The 19,878-nt window shown below is 62.1% G+C and carries 15 protein-coding genes; 14 read left to right on the top strand and 1 reads right to left on the bottom strand.

Annotation, left to right across the window (positions count from 1 at the left end; all coding sequences use genetic code 11):
• The first annotated feature begins 152 nt into the window (after positions 1 to 152).
• The 13 genes from hutC to hutG all read left to right on the top strand — a co-directional run bounded on the left by hutC (position 153) and on the right by hutG (position 16,538).
• The gene (gene hutC / locus AC07VF_RS10245) at positions 153 to 863 is read left to right on the top strand and encodes a histidine utilization transcriptional repressor HutC (RefSeq protein ID WP_495008619.1); all 711 of its coding nucleotides are present in this window, start codon (positions 153 to 155) and stop codon (positions 861 to 863) included.
• The gene (locus AC07VF_RS10240) at positions 860 to 1,453 is read left to right on the top strand and encodes a HutD/Ves family protein (RefSeq protein ID WP_192171243.1); all 594 of its coding nucleotides are present in this window, start codon (positions 860 to 862) and stop codon (positions 1,451 to 1,453) included. Before hutC ends, AC07VF_RS10240 begins: the two co-directional genes overlap by 4 nt.
• Positions 1,454 to 1,507: 54 nt before the next feature.
• Positions 1,508 to 2,686 carry a Na+/H+ antiporter NhaA gene (gene nhaA / locus AC07VF_RS10235; protein WP_463583969.1) on the top strand — a complete coding sequence of 393 codons (1,179 nt, stop codon included), beginning with the start codon at positions 1,508 to 1,510 and terminating at the stop codon, positions 2,684 to 2,686.
• A gap of 493 nt (positions 2,687 to 3,179) precedes the next feature.
• The gene (hutU, locus tag AC07VF_RS10230; RefSeq protein WP_495008597.1) at positions 3,180 to 4,877 is read left to right on the top strand and encodes a urocanate hydratase; all 1,698 of its coding nucleotides are present in this window, start codon (positions 3,180 to 3,182) and stop codon (positions 4,875 to 4,877) included.
• Between the two features lie 176 nt (positions 4,878 to 5,053).
• Positions 5,054 to 6,523, top strand: a complete 1,470-nt coding sequence (locus AC07VF_RS10225) for a purine-cytosine permease family protein (RefSeq protein WP_495008598.1) — start codon at positions 5,054 to 5,056, stop codon at positions 6,521 to 6,523.
• 139 nt (positions 6,524 to 6,662) lie between these two features.
• Positions 6,663 to 7,628 (top strand): ABC transporter substrate-binding protein, encoded by a 966-nt coding sequence (locus AC07VF_RS10220; RefSeq protein ID WP_495008599.1) that lies wholly within the window; start codon positions 6,663 to 6,665, stop codon positions 7,626 to 7,628.
• A 206-nt stretch (positions 7,629 to 7,834) separates the two neighbouring features.
• Positions 7,835 to 8,686 (top strand): ABC transporter permease, encoded by an 852-nt coding sequence (locus AC07VF_RS10215; RefSeq protein WP_423571017.1) that lies wholly within the window; start codon positions 7,835 to 7,837, stop codon positions 8,684 to 8,686.
• Complete coding sequence (locus tag AC07VF_RS10210) at positions 8,683 to 9,567, top strand: quaternary amine ABC transporter ATP-binding protein (RefSeq protein ID WP_282369788.1); 885 nt, start codon at positions 8,683 to 8,685, stop codon at positions 9,565 to 9,567. The genes AC07VF_RS10215 and AC07VF_RS10210 overlap by 4 nt, the downstream gene beginning before the upstream one ends.
• Positions 9,568 to 9,580: 13 nt before the next feature.
• Complete coding sequence (hutH, locus tag AC07VF_RS10205; protein ID WP_495008600.1) at positions 9,581 to 11,230, top strand: histidine ammonia-lyase; 1,650 nt, start codon at positions 9,581 to 9,583, stop codon at positions 11,228 to 11,230.
• On the top strand, positions 11,227 to 12,777 hold the full coding sequence (hutH, locus tag AC07VF_RS10200) for a histidine ammonia-lyase (RefSeq protein ID WP_495008601.1): 1,551 nt from the start codon (positions 11,227 to 11,229) through the stop codon (positions 12,775 to 12,777). Before hutH (AC07VF_RS10205) ends, hutH (AC07VF_RS10200) begins: the two co-directional genes overlap by 4 nt.
• A 187-nt stretch (positions 12,778 to 12,964) precedes the next feature.
• Complete coding sequence (locus AC07VF_RS10195; protein ID WP_495008602.1) at positions 12,965 to 14,359, top strand: amino acid permease; 1,395 nt, start codon at positions 12,965 to 12,967, stop codon at positions 14,357 to 14,359.
• 156 nt (positions 14,360 to 14,515) lie between these two features.
• Positions 14,516 to 15,721 carry an imidazolonepropionase gene (gene hutI / locus AC07VF_RS10190; protein WP_495008603.1) on the top strand — a complete coding sequence of 402 codons (1,206 nt, stop codon included), beginning with the start codon at positions 14,516 to 14,518 and terminating at the stop codon, positions 15,719 to 15,721.
• Between the two features lie 13 nt (positions 15,722 to 15,734).
• Entirely contained in the window at positions 15,735 to 16,538 is an 804-nt protein-coding gene (gene hutG / locus AC07VF_RS10185; protein ID WP_282369795.1) for an N-formylglutamate deformylase, read from the top strand.
• 205 nt (positions 16,539 to 16,743) lie between these two features.
• On the opposite strand, the gene AC07VF_RS10180 is transcribed toward hutG, so the two are convergent.
• On the bottom strand, positions 16,744 to 19,077 hold the full coding sequence (locus AC07VF_RS10180) for a heavy metal translocating P-type ATPase (RefSeq protein ID WP_495008604.1): 2,334 nt from the start codon (positions 19,075 to 19,077) through the stop codon (positions 16,744 to 16,746).
• 84 nt (positions 19,078 to 19,161) lie between these two features.
• On the opposite strand from AC07VF_RS10180, the gene cadR reads away from it, so the two are divergent.
• Complete coding sequence (gene cadR / locus AC07VF_RS10175) at positions 19,162 to 19,620, top strand: Cd(II)/Pb(II)-responsive transcriptional regulator (protein WP_122533975.1); 459 nt, start codon at positions 19,162 to 19,164, stop codon at positions 19,618 to 19,620.
• Positions 19,621 to 19,878 lie beyond the last annotated feature (258 nt).

The raw sequence follows: 19,878 nt of genomic DNA, 5'->3' as shown, positions 1-19,878 counted from the left end.
CAGACGTTTATACGGCCGGTAAACTGCGCCGCGCTTGTCGGCACACCTGTTAATGGTTAGCGTGGACGCTGTAACCTCTTTCGCCTGAATAACGCCATAACAAGGATCTCTCTGTGCCGACTCCGCCTGCCAATTTGCCGCTGGCCTCCCAAATGGGTGACAGTCCGGCGCCGCTGTACGCCAGGGTGAAGCACATGATCACCCAACAGATTCAGAACGGCACGTGGCCGCCGCACCACCGCGTGCCGTCCGAGAGCGAACTGGTGACGCAGCTGGGCTTCAGCCGCATGACCATCAACCGCGCCCTGCGCGAGATGACCGCCGAAGGGCTGCTGGTGCGCATGCAAGGCGTCGGTACATTCGTCGCCGAGCCCAAGACCCAATCGGCACTGTTCGAAGTGCATAACATCGCCGATGAGATCGCCGCCCGCGGACATACCCACACCTGCCAGGTGATCATCCTCACGGAAGAAGCCGCTGGTTCCGAACGCGCGCTGGCGCTGGACATGCGTGAAGGCCAGCGAGTGTTTCATTCGCTGATCGTGCATTTCGAAAACGGTATCCCCGTGCAAATCGAGGACCGTTTCGTTAACGCCCTCGTCGCGCCGGACTACCTGCAGCAGGATTTCACCCAACAAACGCCCTACGCCTATCTGTCTCAGGTCGCGCCGCTGACCGAGGGCGAGCACGTGGTTGAGGCGATTCTCGCTGAACCCGACGAGTGCACATTGCTGCAGATCGAGAAGGGCGAGCCGTGCCTGCTGGTGCGTCGGCGCACCTGGTCCGGGCGCCAACCGGTGACTGCCGCCCGCCTGATTCATCCCGGCTCACGCCACCGGCTGGAAGGACGCTTCAGCAAATGACTCAACTGACTGTTCTGCGCGCCGCTGACTACCCGCGCATGCCCTGGAAAAACGGCGGCGGCAGCACCGAGGAAATCACTCGCGATGCCGGCGAAGGCCTGGAGGGTTTCGGCTGGCGGTTGTCGATTGCCGACATCGGTGAGTCGGGCGGCTTTTCGGTGTTCGCCGGTTATCAGCGCATCATCACGGTGCTGCAAGGCGCAGGCATGACGCTGAACATCGATGGCAAGGACAGCGAGCCACTGCTGCCGTCCGATCCGTTCGCGTTCAGCGGCGACAGCGCAGTGTCATGCACGCTACTCGACGGCCCGATACGCGACTTCAACCTGATCTACTCGCCCGCCCGCTACCGCGCGCGCCTGCAGTGGATCGACGTGATGCAGCCGCAGCGGTTTTTCAGTTCGGCCAACATGTTCGTGGTATTCAGCGCCGCCGAGCAGATGGCCGCCAATGTCGGCGAGCATCCGCCGCAACGGCTGGAAAAACACGATTGCCTGCAATTGGACAACGCTGCAGGCGGGCTGCTGGAGGTTGTGCTCTACGCCCCTCGCGCCAGTCGCGTGTGCGTGATCGAGTTGTCACGCGTCTGAGTCCCGCCGTCCCTGTGGTAGATTGCGTTTTTTTTCGCCAGCACAGGGACGACCATGACGACGCTCAACAACAATAAAGAAAGCCCCCGAGCCCTCGCCATTCTTGCCAGTTTTCTTTCATCGGAGTCGGCAGGCGGCCTTGTGCTGATGGGCGCTGCCCTCGCGGCGATCATCGTTGCCAACTCCCCCCTCGCCCCCTCGTATTTCGCCGCACTGCACAGTGTGTGGGGCGGGTTGTCGATCGAGCTGTGGATCAACGACGGGCTGATGGCGATCTTCTTTCTCATGGTCGGTCTGGAAATCAAACGCGAAGTGTTGGCCGGTGGCCTTGCCACATGGGGTCAGCGCGCGCTCCCCGGTTTTGCGGCAGCGGGCGGCATGTTGGTGCCGGCGCTGATCTACATCGGCATCAACATGGGCAACGCCGAAACCCTCAGCGGCTGGGCGATTCCTGCGGCCACCGATATCGCCTTCGCTCTCGGCGTGCTTTCGTTGCTGGGCAAGCGGGTGCCGACGTCGTTAAAGGTGTTTCTGGCCGCACTGGCGATTCTCGATGACCTGGGCGCCGTCACTATCATCGCTCTGTTCTACAGCAGCGGCCTGAACATGCCGATGCTCGGTGCCTCCTTCGCGACGCTGGCCGTGCTGGTGATCATGAACCGCATGGGCGTGCAGCGATTGCTGCCGTACCTGCTGCTGGGTCTGCTGTTGTGGTTCTTCGTGTTGCAATCCGGCGTGCACGCGACGCTAGCCGGTGTGGCGCTGGCGCTGTGCATTCCGCTGGGCACGCCCAAGGAAGAAGCCCGCTCGCCGCTGCTGTTCCTTGAAGAAAAAATGCACTACTGGGTGGCGTTCGCGGTGGTGCCGATTTTCGGCTTCGCCAATGCGGGCGTGTCCCTGTCGGGCATCACCCTCGGCAATCTGGTCGATCCAGTGCCGCTTGGGGTGGCACTGGGGTTGTTCGTCGGCAAGCAGATCGGCGTGTTTCTCGCAGCCGTGCTGGCGATCCGATCCGGCCTGGCAACGCTGCCAGAAGGCAGCAACTGGCCGCAGCTGTATGGCGTGGCCCTGCTCTGCGGGATCGGGTTCACCATGAGCCTGTTCATCGGCAACCTGGCTTTCCCAGGCGCTGCGCATCTGATCGATGAAGTGAAAGTGGGCGTGTTGCTGGGTTCGATCGCGTCGGCGCTTGCCGGGGTGTGGCTGCTGCGCAGCAAGCTGGCGCAGCACTGATTAGCACTGAGACTACCCTGATATACCCAGCGCTACCGATCATGTGGGAGTGAGCTTGCTCACGAAGACCGTGTATCAGCCGCAGAGAATTTGGCGGATGTACGGGCCTCTTCGCGAGCAAGCTCGCTCCCACAGGTCAGGTGTCGGCAGCGATAGCTGCACACGACGTTCTGTTACCCAATTCGCGCACTGAGCTGGGGCGTTCGCACCGAAAAGTAACAATTTCCTTCGTTTCATCTTCTTTGCATCCGTAACCCTCCTTACACCTGAAATCTTGGCAAGCCCGACGCAGAGCGGGCCGACGGGATTTCTGCGCCTGCAAAACCAACATTGGCCCCTTGGTTGCATATGCTTGTATGTACAAGTAAGCATGAGTCGATAAAAGGCGTCCACGCCCGGTTCGGATCACAGCAGCGACGCTCATGCAGAACCTTATTCCCACATTCGTCACGGACCCCGCGTCCCGGCCGGATTGATCATCGAGGATTGTTAAGTGACTACTGAACACAACACCCCTGCTCAGCAATGGACCAAACGCCGCGATGTGGAAATCCGCGCAGCCCGTGGCACTCAGCTGACGGCCAAGAGCTGGATGACCGAGGCACCGTTACGGATGTTGATGAACAACCTCGACCCGGAAGTTGCCGAGAACCCGAACGAACTGGTGGTCTACGGCGGTATCGGTCGTGCAGCGCGCAACTGGGAATGCTACGACAAGATCGTCGAAAGCCTGACGAACCTGAATGACGACGAAACCCTGCTGGTGCAATCCGGCAAGCCGGTCGGCGTGTTCAAGACCCACAGCAACGCACCGCGCGTACTGATCGCCAACTCCAACCTCGTGCCGCACTGGGCGAGCTGGGAGCATTTCAATGAACTGGACGCCAAAGGCCTGGCCATGTACGGACAGATGACCGCCGGCAGCTGGATCTACATCGGCAGCCAGGGCATCGTTCAGGGCACCTACGAAACCTTCGTCGAAGCCGGTCGCCAGCATTACGACGGCAACCTGAAAGGCCGTTGGGTGTTGACCGCAGGCCTTGGCGGCATGGGCGGCGCACAGCCGCTGGCCGCCGGCATGGCGGGCGCCTGCTCGCTGAACATCGAATGCCAGCAGAGCCGCATCGATTTCCGCCTGAAGACCCGTTACGTCGACGAGCAAGCCACTGACCTCGACGACGCCCTCGCCCGCATCGCCAAATACACCGCCGAAGGCAAGGCGATCTCCATCGCCCTGTGCGGCAACGCCGCCGAGATCCTCCCGGAAATGGTCCGCCGTGGCGTACGCCCCGACATGGTCACCGACCAGACCAGCGCCCATGACCCGCTCAACGGCTACCTGCCAAAAGGCTGGACCTGGGAGCAGTACCGCGAGCGCGCCGCCACCGAGCCTGCCGCTGTGGTCAAGGCCGCCAAGCAGTCCATGGCCGAGCACGTCGAGGCCATGCTGGCGTTCCAGAAAATGGGCGTGCCGACGTTTGACTACGGCAACAACATCCGTCAGATGGCCAAGGAAGTCGGCGTGACCCACGCCTTCGATTTCCCCGGTTTCGTGCCTGCTTACATTCGTCCGCTGTTTTGCCGTGGCGTCGGTCCATTCCGCTGGGCCGCGCTGTCGGGCAATCCTGAAGACATCTACAAGACCGACGCCAAAGTCAAAGAGCTGATCCCGGACGACGCGCACCTGCACAACTGGCTGGACATGGCCCGTGAGCGCATCAGCTTCCAGGGTCTGCCGGCACGTATCTGCTGGGTCGGGCTGGGTCAGCGCGCCAAGCTGGGCCTGGCGTTCAACGAAATGGTCCGCAGCGGCGAGCTGTCGGCGCCGGTAGTCATCGGTCGCGATCACCTGGACTCCGGCTCCGTCGCCAGCCCGAACCGCGAGACCGAATCGATGCAGGACGGCTCCGACGCCGTGTCCGACTGGCCACTGCTCAACGCCCTGCTCAACACCGCGAGCGGTGCGACCTGGGTCTCGCTGCACCATGGCGGCGGCGTCGGCATGGGCTTCTCGCAGCACTCGGGCATGGTCATCGTCTGCGACGGCACCGATGAAGCCGCCGAGCGCATCGCCCGCGTCCTGCACAACGACCCGGCCACCGGCGTGATGCGTCATGCCGATGCGGGTTATCAGATCGCGATCGACTGCGCCAAAGAGCAGGGTCTGAACCTGCCGATGATCAATAACTGATCAATGCCCGGGTTGCTCGCAGCCCATGGGGGAGCGAGCTTGCTCGCGAATGCTTAGGCCCAGACGCAGGTGATGCGTCGTCTGTACCGGCCTCTTCGCGAGCAAGCTCACTCCTACACAGAGGGATGCATTCTGCAGTTACGCGTGCCGACACTCGCTTTAGGGGGATGTTTGAGATGGCTATTCCAGATGATCGTGCTGCACCTGCTTCCGTGATCGAGCGGCGTTCGATCGATTACATCCCTGATGCCGAACGACACGGTCGTCTGTTCAGCCAGTTCACCCTCTGGCTGGGCGCCAACCTGCAGATCACCGCGATCGTCACCGGGGCCCTGGCCGTGGTGCTGGGCGGCGATGTGTTCTGGTCGCTGATCGGGCTGTTCATCGGTCAGCTCATCGGCGGTGGCGTGATGGCGCTCCACGCGGCACAAGGACCGAAGCTCGGCCTGCCGCAGATGATTTCCAGCCGGGTGCAGTTCGGCGTCTACGGCGCGGTGATCCCGCTGGTGCTGGTGTGCCTGATGTACATCGGCTTTTCCGCCAGCGGCTCGTTGCTTGCCGGTCAAGCGGTGGCGCAACTGATTAACGTGCCGGACTGGCAAGGCGTGGTGATCTTCGCCGCTGCCATCGTGGTGCTGACCATTCTGGGCTACCGGGTCATCCACATGATCGGCCGCGTCGCCAGCCTCATCGGCGTGATCGCCTTCGTTTACCTGTTCGCCGCACTGCTGGCGGGCAACGACGTCGGCGCGCTGTTGGGCAACAAGCACTTCTCGCTGAGCAGTTTCCTGCTGGCGATTTCCCTGTCGGCGTCCTGGCAGATCGCTTTCGGCCCCTACGTCGCGGACTACTCGCGCTACCTGCCGCGCAGCACGTCGGCTGGCAAAACCTTCTGGGCGGTGGGCCTGGGTTCGGTGATCGGCGCGCAGGCGTCCATGGTCTTCGGCGTGTTCGCGGCGGCACTGGCCGGCAAGAACTTCGCCCATCACGAGGTCTCGTTCATCGTCGGCCTTGGCGGGACAGGCGCGGTGGCCGCCGCGCTGTATTTCAGCATCGCGTTCGGCAAGGTGACCATCACCACGCTCAACGCCTACGGCAGCTTCATGTCCATCGCCACCATCGTCAGCGGCTTTCGCGGCAACCGGCATATCTCCAGCGCGCTGCGGCTGACGTACATCTTCGCCATGGTCGGCATCGCGACGGCGCTTGCGCTCCTGGGCAAGGACTCGTTTCTCAAGGACTTCTCGGCCTTCATCCTGTTTCTGCTGGCGTTCTTCACGCCGTGGAGCGCGATCAATCTGGTGGATTTCTACTGCATCACCAAAGAGCGCTACGACATTCCCGCGCTGTCGGACCCGAACGGTCGCTATGGCCGCTGGAACGGGATGGGCATCGGGATCTACGTGCTGGGCGTGCTGATTCAGATGCCGTTCATTTCCACGCATTTCTACACCGGGCCGCTAGTGGCGAGCCTCGATGACACCGACATCTCGTGGATCATCGGCCTCATCGTGCCGGCTGTGCTGTACTACGTGGCGGCGAAGAGGTGGCCGGGCAACGTGGCCGATCGCCTGATCCTGCCGGCGGATTCGGGGGCGCCTCAGGCAAGTTGCACCGTTGCCCCTGCGCAGGTCGCGGTGAACTGACCGTTCGTCATGCACGTCTGTTGCAGGGGGCATGCTGGAGAGAGAAGCGGGACGAGGCCGACAAGTGCCTCTCCCCTTGGCTGGAAGCCGTCTGTTTTCGTTACTGCCGTCATCCACTACAAGACCGGAGCGTCACTCAATGAACACGAAAAAGGCCCTGCTATCCACGTTGCTCACCGCGGGCGTGCTCGCCACTGGCGCCAGTCAGGCTGCGGGATGGTGCGAGTCCGGCAAGCCGGTGAAATTCGCCGGCCTGAACTGGGAAAGCGCAATGCTGCTGACAGACGTACTGCAAGTTGTGCTGAACAAGGGCTATGGCTGCGAAACGGACAGCCTGCCGGGCAACTCCATCACCATGGAAAACGCCCTGAGCACCAACGACATTCAAGTGTTTGCCGAAGAGTGGGTGGGTCGCAGCGAAGTCTGGAACAAGGCTGAAGCCGCCGGCAAAGTGGTCGGCGTCGGTTCGCCGGTGAAGGGCGCGGTGGAAGGCTGGTACGTGCCACGTTACGTGATCGAAGGCGACGCCAAGCGCAAGCTGGAAGCCAAGGCGCCTGACCTGAAGTCCATCGCCGATCTGGGCAAATACGCAGCGCTGTTCAAGGACGCCGAAGAGCCGGAGAAAGGCCGTTTCTATAACTGCCCGGCGGGCTGGACCTGCGAGCTGGAAAACAGCGAGATGCTGAAAAGCTATGGTCTGGAAAGCAAATACACCAACTTCCGCCCAGGCACCGGCCCGGCGCTGGATGCGGCGATTCTGTCCAGCTACAAACGTGGCGAGCCGATCCTGGCTTACTACTGGTCGCCGACCCCGCTGATGGGCCAGGTGGATATGGTCCGTCTGGAAGAGAAAGACGGCGTGAACAAGACCATCGAGATCAAGGTCGGCCTGTCCAAGGCGTTCCACGAACAGGCGCCTGAACTGGTGTCGGTGATGGAGAAGGTCAACATCCCGATCGACCTGCTCAACCAGAATCTGGCGCGCATGACCAAGGAACGTATCGAGTCGCCGAAGCTGGCGAAGATCTTCCTCAAGGAGCACCCGGAAGTGTGGCATCAGTGGGTGAGCGAGGATGCGGCGAAGAAGGTGGATGCTTCGTTGTAAGACCTTGATCCGGGTGCCGTGCGATCCGGCGGCATCCAAACCTGTAGGCCTTCGCTTGCTCACGAATGGGGATGATCAGGCGTCGAAAATGTGGCGAATACAAGAACTTCGCGAGCAAGCTCGCTCCCACAGATTCGTCGTCAACCACCGCCCCCAGGCATTAGCAGAGCACGGATCCGCACGCAGTATTTGAATGAGATAACGATATGTTCCCCGAAAGCTTCACGTTCTCCATCGCCGACTGGGTCAATGACTGGGTCGACAAGCTGGTCACCAACTACGGCGACGTGTTCCGGCACATCTCCGACACGCTGCTGTGGGCCATCGTCAAGCTCGAAGGCCTGCTGCGCATTGCGCCGTGGTGGCTGCTGCTGGCCATCGTCGGCCTGATCGCCTGGCACGCGACCCGCAAGATCACCACCACGGTGGTCATCGTCGGCCTGCTGTTCCTGGTCGGTGCCGTGGGCCTGTGGGACAAGCTGATGCAGACCCTGGCGCTAATGCTGGTCGCCACGGTGATCTCGGTGATCATCGGCATACCGCTCGGCATTCTGTCGGCGCGCAGCAATCGCCTGCGCTCGGTGCTGATGCCGCTGCTGGACATCATGCAGACCATGCCCAGCTTCGTGTACCTGATTCCGGTGCTGATGCTGTTTGGCCTGGGCAAGGTCCCGGCAATCTTCGCCACAGTCATCTACGCTGCGCCGCCGCTGATTCGCCTGACCGATCTGGGCATTCGTCAGGTCGATGGCGAAGTCATGGAAGCGATCAACGCGTTCGGCGCCAACCGCTGGCAGCAACTGTTTGGCGTGCAACTGCCGCTGGCCCTGCCGAGCATCATGGCCGGGATCAACCAGACCACGATGATGGCGCTGTCGATGGTGGTGATCGCCTCGATGATCGGTGCCCGCGGTCTGGGCGAAGACGTGCTGGTCGGCATCCAGACCCTCAACGTCGGTCGTGGCCTGGAAGCAGGTTTGGCCATCGTCATTCTGGCGGTCGTGATCGACCGCATTACGCAGGCCTACGGCCGTCCACGGCATGAGGCGAACAAATGAGCGTCGAGACTATCAATCCAGCGAGCTCGGGCAATCCACTGAGCGCGGGCGTTCCAGAGAACACGGGCGGCAAAATCGTCGTCAAGAACGTGTACAAAATCTTCGGCAACCGCGCGAAAGATGCGTTGGCCATGGTGCAGAACAACCAGAGCAAGGATCAGGTCCTGGCGCAGACCGGCTGCGTGGTCGGGGTAAACGACCTGTCGCTGTCCATTTCCAGCGGCGAAATCTTCGTGATCATGGGCCTGTCGGGCTCCGGCAAATCGACCCTGGTGCGCCACTTCAACCGCCTGATCGATCCCACCAGCGGCGAGATCCTGGTCGATGGCGAGAACATACTGACCTACGACATGGAAGCGTTGCGCAACTTCCGTCGGCACAAGATCAGCATGGTGTTCCAGAGCTTTGGCCTGCTGCCGCACAAGACTGTGATCGACAACGTCGCCTACGGGCTGACCATCCGTGGCGAAAGCAAGACCCAATGCGCCGAGCGCGCACAGCACTGGATCACCACGGTGGGCCTGAAGGGCTACGAGAAAAAGTACCCGCATCAGCTTTCCGGCGGCATGCGTCAGCGCGTCGGCCTGGCACGGGCGCTGGCGGCTGACACGGACATCATCCTGATGGACGAAGCGTTCAGCGCACTCGATCCGCTGATTCGCGCCGAGATGCAGGACCAGTTGCTGGAGCTGCAGTCGAGCCTGAAGAAAACCATCGTGTTCATCACCCACGACCTCGACGAAGCCGTGCGCATCGGCAACCGCATCGCCATTCTCAAGGACGGTCGGCTGATTCAGGTCGGCACGCCGAAAGAAATCCTCTACTCGCCCGCCGACGATTACGTAGATCGTTTCGTGCAGCGGCGCGTGGCGACTCTCTAAGGACGCTGTGGTCATGTCGCGAGCAGAACAGATCATCATCGGCGAAGGCCCGCTCAGCTGGCGGGACGTGACCGCGGTTGCCCGTCATGGCGCGACGCTGTCGCTGTCGGAAAGCGCGTGGGCGCGGATCGACAATGCCCAGGCGATCGTGCAACGCATCGTTGCCAGCGGCGAACGCGCCTATGGCGTGAACACCGGCCTCGGCGCGCTGTGCAACGTGTCACTGGCCGACGAGCAGCTTGGCCGACTGTCACGCAACACCCTGCTCAGCCATGCCTGCGGCGTCGGCCCGGCGTTACCGGACGAGCAGACCCGCGCGATCACCTGTGCCGCGATCATCAACTACAGCCAGGGCAAATCCGGGATTCATCGTCAGGTGGTCGAGGCCTTGCTCGCCCTCCTTAACCGACGCATCACCCCGCAAGTGCCGTCCCAGGGTTCGGTGGGATACCTCACGCACATGGCGCACATCGGCGTCGCACTGCTCGGCGTGGGTCAGGTCAGTTACCGCGGGCAAGTGATGTCGGCGTTGCAGGCGCTTAGCGAAGAAGGCCTGTCGCCGGTGGAGCTGGGCGCCAAGGACGGTCTGTGTCTGGTCAACGGCACGCCGTGCATGACCGGCCTGAGCTGCCTGGCCGTCGCTGACGTGAATCGCCTTATGCAGTGGGCCGATGTCATCAGCGCCATGACCTTCGAGGGACTGCGCGGCCAGCTCGACGCCTTCGACGAAACCATTATTTCGCTCAAGCCACACCCCGGCATGCAGCAAGTCGGCAAAAACCTGCGCGGCCTGCTCGCCGGCAGTGAAGTACTCGCCAACAGTCAGGGCATCCGCACCCAGGACGCGTTGAGCATCCGCTCGATTCCGCAGGTGCACGGCGCCACCCGCGACCAGCTGGCCCACGCCACACGGCAGATCGAAATCGAGCTCAACTCCGCCACCGACAACCCGCTGCTGCTCGGCACGCCTGAAGCGTATCGCGTGGTTTCCCAGGCCAATCCCCATGGCCAGTCCGTGGCGATGGCGGCTGATCTGCTGGCGATTGCCATGGCCGAACTGGGCTCGATTGCCGAGCGACGGCTGGACCGGCTGATCAACCCCACGGTCAGCGGGCTGCCGGCGTTTCTGGTCAGCCAGCCGGGGGTCAACTCCGGAATGATGATCACCCAATATGTCGCCGCCTCACTGTGCGCGGAAAACCGCCAGCTGGCACAACCGGCGGTCATCGACAACTACGTGACGTCCGGCCTGCAGGAGGATCATCTGAGCATGGGCACCAGCGCCGCCTTGAAGCTGCACAAGGTGCTGGAGAACGTGACGCAGATCCTCGCGATCGAGTATTTGCTGGCCGCCCAGGCGTTCGAGTTCTTCAAGGGCCCGCGCTTTGGCGTTGGCACCGAAGCGGCGTGGCGTCTGTTGCGCGAGCGCGTGCCGGCCTATGACGAAGACCGCTGGCTGGCGCCGGACATCGCCAGCAGCGTGACCCTGCTCAAGAACGAAGAGTCATTGGAAACCGTATTCCAGCGTTGCCGCGACTACGCGGCAGGCGCTAATCCCGACACCGACAACAACGGTCGCAGCGCAAGCGCCCCTCGTGCAGGACAGGCAGGAGCCGGTTCAGCGCAGACGACCGATACCCAATCAGGAGTAGCAGCATCGTGACCGACACCCAACAGGCGACCCCGCTGAATCTGATCCCCGGCCAATTGAGCCTCGCCCAGCTGCGCGCGATTTATCAGCGACCCGTCACGCTGACCCTCAACGCCAGCGCCAATCGGCAGATCGAAGACAGCGTGGCCTGCGTCGAGCAGATCCTCGCCGAAAATCGCACCGCCTACGGCATCAACACCGGTTTCGGCCTGCTGGCGTCAACGCGCATCGCCAGCGCCGACCTGGAAAACCTGCAGCGTTCACTGGTGCTGTCCCACGCCGCGGGCGTTGGTCAGCCGATCAGCGATGAGCTGGTCCGTTTGATCATGGTGCTCAAGGTCAACAGCCTGAGCCGGGGTTTCTCCGGGATTCGCCGTCAGGTCATCGACGCGCTGATTGCGCTGATCAACGCCGAGGTTTACCCGCACATCCCGCTCAAGGGTTCGGTTGGCGCCTCCGGCGACCTCGCGCCATTGGCGCACATGTCGCTGGTGCTGCTGGGCGAAGGCAAGGCGCGCTACAAGGGCGAATGGCTGAATGCTGTGGAAGCGCTGGCCATTGCCGGTCTCACGCCGCTGACGCTGGCGGCCAAAGAAGGCCTGGCCCTGCTCAACGGCACCCAAGTGTCGACGGCCTACGCGTTGCGCGGCCTGTTCGAAGCCGAAGACCTGTTCGCCGGCGCCTTGAGCTGCGGCGCGCTGACCGTTGAAGCCGTGCTCGGCTCACGCGCCCCCTTCGACGCGCGCATTCATGCGGCACGGGGTCAGCGCGGCCAGATCGATTCGGCCGCGGCCTATCGCGACCTGCTCGGCGAGGGCAGCCAGGTCTCCGACTCCCACCGCGACTGCGACAAGGTTCAGGACCCCTACTCCTTGCGCTGCCAGCCACAGGTCATGGGCGCCTGCCTGACTCAACTGCGTCAGGCCGCCGAAGTGCTGGCAATCGAATCCAACGCGGTGTCGGACAACCCGCTGGTGTTCGCGGCCGAAGGTGAAGTGATTTCCGGTGGTAACTTCCACGCCGAACCGGTTGCCATGGCCGCCGACAACATCGCTTTGGCCATCGCTGAAATCGGCTCGCTGAGCGAACGCCGCATCTCGCTGATGATGGACAAGCACATGTCGCAACTGCCGCCGTTCCTGGTGGCCAACGGCGGCGTCAACTCCGGCTTCATGATTGCCCAGGTCACGGCTGCAGCGCTGGCCAGTGAAAACAAGGCGCTGTCCCACCCCCACAGCGTCGACAGCCTGCCGACCTCCGCCAACCAGGAAGACCATGTGTCGATGGCGCCCGCCGCCGGCAAGCGCTTGTGGGAAATGGCGGAGAACACTCGCGGCGTGCTGGCTGTAGAATGGCTGGCTGCGTGTCAGGGTCTGGACTTGCGCAACGGCCTGAAAACCTCCGAAAAACTGGAAATCGCCCGCACCACGCTGCGCGGCAAAGTCCCGTTCTACGAGAAAGACCGCTTCTTCGCCCCTGATATCGAGGCCGCCATCGAGCTGCTGGCTTCCAACTGCCTGAGCGACCTGGTTTCTGCTGACCTGCTGCCGAGCTTCTGATCGGGACAGGCCAGGGATGGCCTGTCGTTGAAATGAGTGGGGGGATTACCCCCTGTAGGAGTGAGCTTGCTCGCGATGCAATAGGTCAGAAACGCATTTACCGTCTGACACACCGCAATCGCGAGCCAGCTCACGCCTACAAAAGCCTCTCGTTTCGCAGCAAAAAGTAAGACTAGGAACGTGTGAAATGACATCGCAAAACGCTACAGATCTGAAACGCGGGCTCAGCGCGCGTCACATTCGCTTCATGGCGCTGGGCTCGGCCATCGGCACCGGGTTGTTCTACGGTTCCGCGTCGGCCATCAAACTGGCCGGTCCCGCCGTTCTGCTGGTGTACATCATCGCCGGCGCTGCGGTTTACATGGTCATGCGCGCTCTCGGCGAGATGGCCGTGCGCAACCCGGTGTCCGGCTCGTTTGGCGAGTACGCCACCACGTATCTGGGTCCGCTCGCAGGGTTTGTCCTCGGCTGGACCTACGCATTCGAAATGGTCATCGTCTGCCTGGCCGATGTCACTGCGTTCGGCATCTACATGGGCTTCTGGTTTCCCGAAGTGCCGCGCTGGATCTGGGTGCTCGGCATTGTCTTTCTGATCGGCGCGCTGAACTTGTGCAGCGTCAAAGTCTTCGGTGAAACGGAGTTCTGGCTGTCGCTGCTGAAGGTCGGCGCAATCATCGCGATGATCCTCGCCGGCTTAGGCATCATGCTGTTCGGACTCGGCTCGGTCTCGGGCGGCGGCGTCAGCAGCGTGAGCAATCTATGGGCCTACGGCGGCTTCATGCCCAACGGCATCGGTGGCCTCGTGGCCTCGCTGGCCGTGGTGATGTTCGCCTTTGGCGGCATCGAAATCATCGGCATCACCGCCGGTGAAGCACGCAACCCGGAGCGCGTGATTCCTCGCGCGATCAACGCGGTGCCGTTGCGAATTCTGCTGTTTTACGTGCTCACGCTGTTCGTCCTGATGTCCCTGTATCCGTGGCAGCAGATCGGCAGCCAAGGCAGCCCGTTCGTCCAGATCTTCGATCACCTCGGGATTTCCTCCGCCGCCACCGTCCTCAACATCGTAGTCATCACTGCAGCCGTTTCGGCGATCAACAGCGACATCTTCGGCGCCGGACGCATGATGTACGGCCTGGCGACACAAGGTCAGGCGCCCAGGGGTTTTGCTCAGTTGTCCGCCCAGGGCGTGCCGTGGATGACCGTGCTGGTGATGGGCGTCGCGCTGCTCTGCGGCGTTGTGCTGAATTACCTGATCCCTGAAAACGTGTTCCTGCTGATCGCCTCGATCGCGACCTTTGCGACGGTCTGGGTGTGGCTGATGATTCTGGTCACGCAGATCGCCATGCGCCGCTCGATGAGCGCAGAAGAAGTGGCCCAGCTGAAATTCCCGGTGCCGTTCTGGCCCGTCGCGCCGATTGTTGCCACGTTGTTCATGGTGTTCGTGTTTGGTGTGCTGGGTTATTTCCCGGACAGCCAGGCCGCGCTGGTGGTGGGGGCGGTGTGGATCGGGTTGCTGGTGGTTGCGTACTGGATTTGGGTGAAGCCGAAGCAGAACCTGATAAAGGCCACATCAAACAGCTGATAAATGGACTGTCATGAACGGTCCGTGTGGGAGCGAGCTTGCTCGCGAAGACTGAATTTCAGGCGCCGAATATTCGGCGGAGACACTTCGCGAGCAAGCTCACTCCTACACTTAGTACTTGCAACAGGCTGTAAAACCGAAACCTTGGAGAGATCGATGAAAACGCTCTGGCACCACTGTCACGCAGCAACCATGGCGAACGGCACGTACTCGATCATCGAGGACGCCGCCATCGTGACCGATGCAGCGCGGATCGTCTGGATCGGTCCTCTCCGAGACCTGCCTGACCAGGGCGACATCAAGCGCGTCGACCTGAATGGCGCGTGGGTCACGCCCGGCCTGATCGATTGCCACACGCACACGGTGTTCGGCGGCAATCGAAGCGGCGAGTTCGAGCAGCGTCTGCAGGGCGTCAGCTACGCGGAAATCGCGGCAGCGGGCGGCGGCATTGCCAGCACCGTGCGCGCCACCCGCGCCGCCAGTGAAGAAGAACTCTACGCCAGCGCCGAACGTCGTCTGCTGCACCTGCTCAGGGACGGCGTCACCACGATCGAGATGAAATCCGGCTACGGCCTGGACCTCGCCAGCGAACGCAAAATCCTGCGGGTGATTCGCCAACTGGGTGAAAACCTGCCGGTCACCGTGCGCAGCACCTGCCTGGCCGCCCATGCCCTGCCGCCGGAATACAAAGACCGCGCCGACGACTACATCGCCCACATCTGCAGCGAAATGCTGCCGGCGCTGGCGGCGGAAAACCTGGTGGATGCAGTTGATGCGTTCTGCGAATACCTGGCGTTTTCGCCAGCGCAGGTCGAGCAGGTGTTCGTCACCGCCGGCCAGCTGGGCCTGCCGGTCAAGCTTCACGCCGAGCAGTTGTCTTCGCTGCATGGCTCGAGTCTGGCGGCGCGTTATCAAGCGCTGTCGGCTGACCATCTGGAGTTCATGACCGAAGAAGACGCCATTGCGATGGCGGCCTCAGGCACGGTCGCGGTACTGCTGCCAGGGGCGTTCTACTTCCTGCGCGAAACTCAATTGCCGCCGATGGAGGCTCTGCGCAAACACGGGGTGAAGATCGCCATTTCCACCGACCTCAATCCGGGCACGTCGCCGGGTCTGTCGCTGCGGCTGATGCTGAACATGGCCTGCACACTGTTCCGCATGACGCCGGAAGAAGCCCTGGCCGGCGCAACTGTCCACGCAGCACAGGCGCTGGGCATGGCTGAGACCCATGGCTCACTGGAAGTTGGCAAAACGGCGGATTTCGTCGCCTGGCACATCGAACGGCCCGCCGACCTCGCCTACTGGCTGGGCGGCGATCTGGACAAACGCGTCGTGCGTCATGGCGTGGAACGCACTCTCTAATCAGGGGAATACTGTGGACAAGGTTCTGAGTTTCACTCGCGGTCGCGTACCGCTGCTGATCAGCATGCCGCACCCGGGACTGCACCTGACGCCCGCCGTGCGGGACGGTCTGGTGGATGAGGCCGTGAGCCTGCCGGACACCGACTGGCACATTCCGCGTCTGTATGACTTTGCGTCTGATCTAGGGGCAAGCGTGCTCTCGGCGGAATATTCGCGCTTCGTCATCGACCTCAATCGTCCGTCAGACGACACGCCGCTTTACGCCGGCGCGACCACCGGGCTGTTCCCGTCGACGCTGTTCGAGGGCGATCCGCTGTTCAAGGAGGGTCAGGCGCCGAGCAAGGAAGAACGCGCGACTTATCTGGAGAAGATCTGGACGCCGTATCACGAGACGCTACGCGGCGAGCTTGAACGCCTGCGCGCCGAGTTCGGTTATGCGCTGCTGTTCGACGCGCATTCCATTCGTGGGCACATTCCGCATCTGTTTGACGGTCGGCTGCCGGACTTCAACCTCGGCACCTTCAATGGCGCCAGCTGTGATGAAGCGCTGGCCCAGCGTCTGGATACCGCGTGCGCTGCCGCGAAGAACTACAGCCATGTGCTCAACGGGCGCTTCAAGGGCGGCCACATCACCCGCCACTATGGCGACCCGGCCAACCACATCCACGCCGTGCAACTGGAACTGGCGCAAAGCACGTACATGGACGAGTTCGTGCCCTTCCACTACCGCCCGGACCTGGCTGAGCCGACGCAGGTGGTGTTGAAAGGGCTGCTGGAAGAAATGATCGCCTGGGGACGTGAAAAGTACGGGAAGTAACCACCGGATGATGGTTCCCACGCTCTGCGTGGGCACCAATCAACTGACGCTCCGCGTCAAAGGACGCGGAGCGTCCACCACCCGCGTGCCCACGCAGAGCGTGGGCACGATCATCATCCCACTGGATACGCACGCGGCGTTAGTGGGACCGCCTTTAGCCGGGAAGAGGCCTGTCTGGGCACCATCAGTCTCCTGATGGTGAGCGTTACTTCTTCAACAGCCGCAAGCCGTTGGCCACCACCAGCATACTAACGCCCATGTCGGCAAACACTGCCATCCACATGGTCGCCATCCCGGTGAAGGTCACCGCCAGAAAGATCAGCTTGATCACCAGCGCCAGCGCGATGTTCTGTTTGAGCACCGCCGCCGTGTCCCGCGACAGACGAATAAACGTCGGGATCTTGCGCAGGTCGTCGTCCATCAGCGCCACATCAGCGGTTTCGATGGCGGTATCCGTGCCCGCTGCCGCCATGGCAAAACCGATCTCCGCCCGGGCCAGCGCCGGCGCATCATTGATGCCGTCGCCGACCATGCCCACTCGGTGATTCTGCGCGTACAGGGCTTCGATGGCTTGCAGCTTGTCGGTCGGCATCAGATTGCCCTGGGCCTGATCGATGCCCACCTGAGCAGCGATGGCCTTGGCTGTGTGCGGGTTGTCGCCCGTCAGCATCATCGTCTTCACGCCCAGCGCATGCAGCTGCTCGATGGCCTCGCGGCTGCTGTCCTTCACCGTGTCGGCGACCGCAAACAACGCTAGCGGGCCAGAGGTGTCGAACAGCAGCACCACGGTTTTGCCTTGGCTTTCCAGCGCTTCAAGTTGCGCTTCCAGTTCCGGCGAGCAATACCCGGCGTCATGCACAAGGCGGTGATTGCCCAAGTGATACAAACGCCCTTGCACCTCGCCTTTCACACCAAGCCCGGCAAGGGCTTCGAACGCCTCGACCGGCAACCGAGCGCCTTCTTGCGCCGCCTTGGCGATGGCTTGAGACACGGGGTGATCCGAGCGACCGGCCAGGCTTGCCGAGATCGCCAGTGCCTGCTCACCCAGTGACTCGTTGAGCAATACGTAATCGGTCTGCACCGGTTTGCCGTGGGTGATGGTGCCGGTCTTATCGAGGGCCAGGTAATCGAGCTTGTGGCCCATTTCCAGGTACACACCGCCCTTGACCAGAATGCCTTTGCGCGCCGCCGCCGCCAGACCGCTGACGATCGTCACCGGCGTGGAAATCACCAGCGCACACGGGCACGCGACCACCAGCAGCACCAGGGCGCGGTAGATCCAGTCAAACCACACTGCACTCATGAACAGCGGCGGGAGGATCGCAATCCCCAGCGCCAGCGCGAACACGGCGGGCGTGTAGATCTTTGAAAAGCTGTCAACGAAACGCTGGGTCGGCGCGCGCGCACCCTGGGCCGCCTCGACGGCATGGATGATCCGCGCCAGCGTCGAGTTGTTGGCAGCGGCGGTCACCTTGTATTCAAGCGAACCGGCCTGATTGATCGTGCCGGCAAAGACCTTGTCGCCCACGGTTTTCTCGACCGGCAGGCTTTCGCCGGTGATCGGCGCCTGATCAATGCTCGATTGGCCGGCAACCACTTGACCGTCCAGCCCGATGCGCTCACCCGGCTTGACCCGGACGACGCTGCCCAACGTAATATCTTTGACCTCAAGCTCTAGCCACTCGCCGTTCTGCTGCACGGTCGCTGTTTCCGGCGTCAGCTGCATCAGGCCGCCAATGGCGTTGCGGGCACGGTCCAGAGACTTGGCTTCGATCAGCTCGGCGACGGTGAACAGAAACATCACCATCGCCGCTTCTGGCCATTGCCCGATCAGCACCGCACCGGTGACGGCGATGCTCATCAGCGCATTGATGTTCAGGTTGAAGTTTTTCAGGGCGATCCAGCCCTTTTTGTAAGTGGTCAAGCCGCCGCTGAAAATGGCGATCAGCGCAACGATGGCGACCACCCAGGTGGGCGCGGCATTGGTGAAGTGGATGACTTCAGCAGATAACGCAGCGACACCCGACAGCGCCAGCGGCCACCAGGGTTTGTTGGCAGGTGGCAGCGAGGCTGTTTCCTTGTTGGCGCCCTCTTCGATCAGGTCCGCCTGCATGCCCAGCGAGCCAATGGCGTCGCGAATGGGATCGGTGGACGGCAGCTCATGCCACACGCCCAGCACGCGATTGATCAGGTTGAATTCAAGTTTCTGAATGCCCTTCATCTTGCCGAGCTTGTTCTGGATCAGCGTCTGCTCGGTGGGGCAGTCCATGGCTTCGATGCGGAAGCTACTCAGTTTTCCATCGGCATTTGATGCGCCATCGATGGTCACGACGGCGGGTGCGCTGTCGTGGGAGCAGCAGGCGTGGGCAGCATGGTCGTGCACGGGCGTGAGCTTGGTTTGCCCGTGTTCATGACCGGCGTGATCGTGCCCAGCGTGATCATGGGCAGAATGGTCATGCCCTGCGTGATCGTGCTCGGCATGGTTGTGCGAGTCGTGGGCAGGCTTGTGCGATGAAGATGTGGGTACAGAGTCACTCATGGATTGAGTCTCTAAATGTGCGTGTTGCCAAGTGAACACCCTGTAGCCACTATAGGGTCAAGCGTCCTTATCGAGATCTTGCACATGAACCCTTCATTTAAAATCGGCGAACTGGCAAAACTCACGGACTGCCCGGTGGAAACCATCCGCTATTACGAGCGCGAAGGCCTGCTCAGCGAACCCGCGCGCAGCGACGGCAACTATCGGCTGTACACCCAGGAGCACGTCGAACGCCTGACGTTCATCCGCAACTGCCGCAGCCTGGACATGACGCTGGACGAGATCCGCAGCCTGCTGGCGTTGCGCGACAGTCCGCGGGACCAGTGCGAGAACGTCAACGCGCTGATCGACGAACACATCCAGCACGTGAACGCCCGCGTCGCGAGCCTGCAAGCGCTGCAGGAGCAACTGGTCGACCTGCGCCAACGCTGCAGCGAAGGGGCGCCGGATCACTGCGGGATTCTTGATCGACTGGAAATCAGCGGGAGTGTCGTGGCAGCGGACGTCGAACACTCCCACGTAGGCCGCAGCCACGGGCATTGACAGGCTAAATGCGGCTTTTGGTAGGACAGGCTTCAGCCGGGAAGAGGCCAGTCTGCGCACCATCACTTTTGCGGTGAGGCATCCGACGCCTTCCCGGCTGAAGCCGGTCCTACAAGTCGGCGTTTCCGCCAGTCCCATTGAATGCACGCGAATGCTTTAGTAGGACCGGCTTCAGCCGGGATGTAGTGGTCAACTAATTCCGGACACCTCGATAGGTGGTTTCAAGGCCATCGTCCGTTCGTAAACGGTCGGTGGCAG

It is taken from the genome of Pseudomonas sp. GW821-FHT02H06, assembly GCF_059421525.1.
This window is presented reverse-complemented; position numbering and strand designations above follow the sequence as displayed.

Excerpts from the sequence above, each read along its gene's own strand:
- AC07VF_RS10195 (WP_495008602.1), top strand. The coding sequence starts at position 12,965 with ATGACATCGCAAAACGCTACAGATCTGAAACGCGGGCTCAGCGCGCGT.
- AC07VF_RS10180 (WP_495008604.1), bottom strand. The coding sequence starts at position 19,077 with ATGAGTGACTCTGTACCCACATCTTCATCGCACAAGCCTGCCCACGAC.
- AC07VF_RS10225 (WP_495008598.1), top strand. The coding sequence starts at position 5,054 with ATGGCTATTCCAGATGATCGTGCTGCACCTGCTTCCGTGATCGAGCGG.
- hutI (WP_495008603.1), top strand. The coding sequence starts at position 14,516 with ATGAAAACGCTCTGGCACCACTGTCACGCAGCAACCATGGCGAACGGC.
- AC07VF_RS10210 (WP_282369788.1), top strand. The coding sequence starts at position 8,683 with ATGAGCGTCGAGACTATCAATCCAGCGAGCTCGGGCAATCCACTGAGC.
- nhaA (WP_463583969.1), top strand. The coding sequence starts at position 1,508 with ATGACGACGCTCAACAACAATAAAGAAAGCCCCCGAGCCCTCGCCATT.
- AC07VF_RS10220 (WP_495008599.1), top strand. The coding sequence starts at position 6,663 with ATGAACACGAAAAAGGCCCTGCTATCCACGTTGCTCACCGCGGGCGTG.
- AC07VF_RS10240 (WP_192171243.1), top strand. The coding sequence starts at position 860 with ATGACTCAACTGACTGTTCTGCGCGCCGCTGACTACCCGCGCATGCCC.
- hutC (WP_495008619.1), top strand. The coding sequence starts at position 153 with ATGGGTGACAGTCCGGCGCCGCTGTACGCCAGGGTGAAGCACATGATC.
- hutH (WP_495008600.1), top strand. The coding sequence starts at position 9,581 with ATGTCGCGAGCAGAACAGATCATCATCGGCGAAGGCCCGCTCAGCTGG.
- cadR (WP_122533975.1), top strand. The coding sequence starts at position 19,162 with ATGAACCCTTCATTTAAAATCGGCGAACTGGCAAAACTCACGGACTGC.
- AC07VF_RS10215 (WP_423571017.1), top strand. The coding sequence starts at position 7,835 with ATGTTCCCCGAAAGCTTCACGTTCTCCATCGCCGACTGGGTCAATGAC.